General features: G+C 73.3%; 3 protein-coding genes and 1 pseudogene. 2 read left to right on the plus strand and 2 right to left on the minus strand.

Translation table 11 applies throughout. The annotated features are described in order from the left end of the window. Nucleotides 1-150: 150 nt before the first annotated feature. Both FV223_RS22305 and puuE read right to left on the minus strand, forming a co-directional pair. Nucleotides 151-1,785: an aromatic amino acid ammonia-lyase gene (locus FV223_RS22305; RefSeq protein ID WP_147729044.1), complete on the minus strand. Its 1,635-nt coding sequence runs from the start codon at nucleotides 1,783-1,785 to the stop codon at nucleotides 151-153. A gap of 53 nt (nucleotides 1,786-1,838) precedes the next feature. Next, nucleotides 1,839-2,747 (minus strand): annotated as a pseudogene (puuE, locus tag FV223_RS22310) (allantoinase PuuE); the annotation flags it as partial. A gap of 197 nt (nucleotides 2,748-2,944) precedes the next feature. Here puuE and FV223_RS22315 point away from each other — a divergent pair. Beyond that, nucleotides 2,945-3,415, plus strand: coding sequence for an ureidoglycolate lyase (locus FV223_RS22315; RefSeq protein ID WP_147729046.1), 471 nt, complete (start codon nucleotides 2,945-2,947; stop codon nucleotides 3,413-3,415). Nucleotides 3,416-3,585: 170 nt separating this feature from the next. After that, nucleotides 3,586-3,783 (plus strand): DUF4089 domain-containing protein, encoded by a 198-nt coding sequence (locus tag FV223_RS22320; protein WP_147729047.1) that lies wholly within the window; start codon nucleotides 3,586-3,588, stop codon nucleotides 3,781-3,783. The last annotated feature ends 93 nt before the right edge of the window (nucleotides 3,784-3,876 follow it).

Raw genomic sequence — 3,876 nt, forward strand, 5'->3', positions numbered from 1 at the left:
GCGGCCCGGGCCGCGGCGCCCGCGAAGGCGAGGCCCGTCGCGAGCGTCAGGCAGGACAAGCGGAGCGCGGGCCGCATCATCGGATCCCCCCTCGTGCCCGCACGATCCAGCCACCGGATTGTGGCGCCGGTGCGGTAAGGGGCGCCGCGCCTATTCCAGCGGGCCGATCGCGGCCTCCACCGCCGCGACCACCGCCCCCGAGCGCACCAGCGCGAGCGCGGCCTCCATCTCGGCCTGGTACCAGCGGTCGCCCGACAGCGCCGGGGCGATGACCTTGCGCACCGCGTCGAGGGCGGCCTGCGTGCCGGAGCCGAGGGGATGGTCCCGAGCGACGTCGGCGACCAGCGAGAGCGCCTGGCACGCCATCAGGATCTCGCCGGCGACGATGGTCTCGACGTTGGCGACGACGGTGCGGGCCTTGCGCGCGCACCAGGTCGAGTTCGAGACGTGGTCCTCGGCGTTCGACTTGCCGGGGATCGAGTCGACCGAGCCGGGCATCGACAGGGTCCGGTTCTCCATCACCAGGGCCGACATCGTGCACTGCACGGTGGCGAAGCCGGTGTTGAGGCCCTTCTTGCCGGCGAGCAGGTTGCGCGGCAGGCCGTAGCTCATGGTCGGGTCGATGAGGCGCGCGAGCCGCCGCTCCGAGATCGAGCCGAGGTCGGTGGCGGTGATGGCGAGCAGGTCCATCGCCTGCGCGACGTAGGCGCCGTGGAAGTGCCCGGCCGAGATGCAGGTGTAGTGGTCGGCCCCGTCGGCGAAGATCAGCGGGTTGTCGGTGGCCGCGTTGATCTCGGTGCCCATGATGCCGTCGACGTAGGCCAGCGCCTCGCGCACCGGCCCGTGCACCTGCGGCGCGCAGCGCAGCGAGTACACGTCCTGCACCCGCGGCGGCGGGGCCTGGCCGGGGGCGCGGGCCTCGTCGGGGAACACCGTGACGCGGGCGCCCTCCGTGCAGCGCTCGGAATCGCCGATCATCCGCAGGACGTTGCGGGCCGAGGCCGCCTGGCCCTTGTGCGGGCGGGCGGCGTGGACGCGGGGATCGAAGGCGGCCTTCTCCGCACGCAGGGCCTCAAGCGTCAGGGCGAGGGCGATCTCGGCGGCCTTGAGGACCCGCTTCATGTCCTCCAGCGCCAGCACGCCGACGGCGAGCGACACGGTGGAGCCGTTGATCAGCGCCGAGGCGTCCTTGGCCTCCAGCGGAAACGCCTCGGGCAGGCCCGCCGCCTTCAGCGCCGCGCGGGCCGGCAGGCGGCGTCCCTCGTAGAACGCCTCGGCCTCCTCGAACCCGCAGATCGCGCCGGCCAGGTGCGCCAGCGGCGCGAGGTCGCCCGACGCCCCGACCGAGCCCTTCGACGGGATCACCGGCACGATCCCGGCGTTCAGGCAGGCGAGCAGGCGGTCGACGACCGCGACGCGCGGCCCGGAGAAGTTCGACGCGAAGGCGTTGGCGCGCAGCAGCATGGTGGCGCGCACCGCCTCCGCGTCGAACGGCTCGCCCATCCCGGTGGCGTGGGCGTAGACGGTCAGCCGCTGGTAGGCCTGCATCTCGTCCATGCGCACGCGCTGGTCCTTGAACAGGCCGACGCCGGTGTTGAACGAGTACATCAGCGGCGCGTCGTCGGTCATGAAATGCGCGTCGATGTAGTCCCGCGCGCCGACAAGGCTCCTGCGCGCGCCCTCGTCGAGCACCGCCTCGGCGCGGAGGCCCGCCGCGTCCGGCCGGGCGACGGCGAGCACGTCCGCGGCGGTGAGGGTGCGGCCGTCGATGGTGGTCGTCGTCATGGGCTGTCTCTCGAAAGGGGCTTTCCCGGAGCGGAGCACGAATCAGGCCGTCACGGCGCTGGGTGGCGGGCGATCCAGTGCCGGGCGATGTCGACGCGGCGGGCGAGCCAGACCCGGTCGTGCGCGGCGACGTGGTCGAGGAAGCGGGCCAGCGCCGCCATCCGTCCCGGGCGGCCGACGAGGCGGCAATGCAGGCCGACCGACATCATCTTGGGCGCCGTCGCGCCCTCGGCGTAGAGCACGTCGAAGCTGTCGCGCAGGTAGGCGAAGAACTGGTCGCCGGAATTGAAGCCCTGGGGGCTCGCGAAGCGCATGTCGTTGGCGTCGAGGGTGTAGGGCACCACGAGGCCGGTGCGCCCCGCGCCCGTCAGCCAGTAGGGCAGGTCGTCGGCGTAGGAATCCGACAGGTAGGTGAAGCCGCGCTCCAGGCCGAGCTCCAGCGTGTGGATCGAGGAGCGGCCGGTGTACCAGCCCTCGGGCGCCGAGCCCGTCACCGCCGCATGGATGCGGATCGCCTCGTCCATCGCGGCGGCCTCCTCCGCCCGGGAGGCGTCGCGCATGTCGATCCACTTGAGGCCGTGGCTGGCGATCTCCCACGCGGCCTCGCGCATCGCCGCGACGGCCTCCGGGTTGCGCATCAGCGCGTGCGCCACGCCGAACACGGTGACGGGAATCCCGCGGGCGGTGAACAGCCGCCACAGCCGCCAGAACCCGGCCCGCGCGCCGTACTCGTAGAGCGATTCCATGTTCATGTGGCGCTGCCCCGGCCAGGGCTGCGCGCCGACGATCTCGGACAGGAACGCCTCGGACGCGGGGTCGCCGTGCAGGATGCAGTTCTCGGCGCCCTCCTCGTAGTTCAGCACGATCTGCACCGCGATGCGGGCGCCGTCCGGCCAGTCGGCGGCCGGCGGGTTGCGGCCGTAGCCGACGAGGTCGCGGGGATAGGGGCGGGGATCGGTCAACGGGTCTGCTCGGGCGGTCTGAAGGCTCGGGGACGCAACGACGCAGCCGCCTCCGCCGTCAACCCCGCCGCGGCCCTCGGCCCCGCAAACCCGCCCTCGGCCATACGCAAGCCGGCCCGAATCCCGCTTGACCGCCGAGGCGAGCCGCGGAAGCTCGGCCCCGTGCCGCGAAGCCGGGCACGAAGCCAGGACGGACGATGCGCACGATCCCGATCGAACCGATGGACGAGGTTGCCTTGCGGCCCTTCGCCGACCTGCTCGCCGCGCCCGCGGCGGGGCCGCGGCAGGACCATGCGAGCCCGATCGAGAACCGGCGCGCGGGCGTCTCCGCCAACCTCGCCCTGATCCGCAGCGAGCCGTTCGCCGGCCTGATGCCGCTGACCCGCCTGGAGCGGCATCCGCATTCGAGCCAGGCCTTCCTGCCGCTCGCGGTGGATTCCTACCTCGTCGTGGTGGCGCCCGACCGCGACGGGCGGCCCGACGAGGCCGCGATCCGCGCCTTCCGGGTGCCGGGGCAGGCCGGCATCAACTACCGCGCCGGCGCCTGGCACGCGCACCTGATGACGGTCTCGGCGCCCGGCACCTTCGCGATGCTCGTGCACGAGGACGGCACGCCGGAGGATTGCGTCTTCGCCGCGATCGCGCCGGTGACGCTCGGCGCCGGTTGACCGGCCCTGCGTCCACGATGGGCGTGGCAGCCGCCGATTGCCTATCTCGTAGGCAGACGCGATTGACCGGATTATGCCTATTCGATGAGCAATTCAGGCGTCCGGCCCAGCGGGGCGGCTTGGCGCGGCCCTTGCCCGCTCGAGGTCCGATCGTTCGATGAGGATGCCCGATGACGACCCGCGATGCACCGCCGCCGGATCTCGACGCCTTCGCCGCCGCCGCGGCCCCGCTGCTCGGGCTGCGCCTCGATCCCGCCTGGGTCGCGCCGGTGATCGCCAACCTCCGGGTCCTGGCCGCCGCGGCGGACCTCGTCGGCGGCTTCCCGCTGCCCGACGAGGCCGAGGCGGCCCCGGTCTTCGAGGCCTGAGGCGATGGTGGAGCAGAGCACCGACTGGAGCCGCGCCGACGCCGCTTCGATCGCCGCCGGCGTCGCGGAGGGGCGCGTCCGGGCCCGCAGCGT

Source organism: Methylobacterium sp. WL116 (assembly GCF_008039455.1).
Classification (GTDB): Bacteria; Pseudomonadota; Alphaproteobacteria; order Rhizobiales; family Beijerinckiaceae; genus Methylobacterium.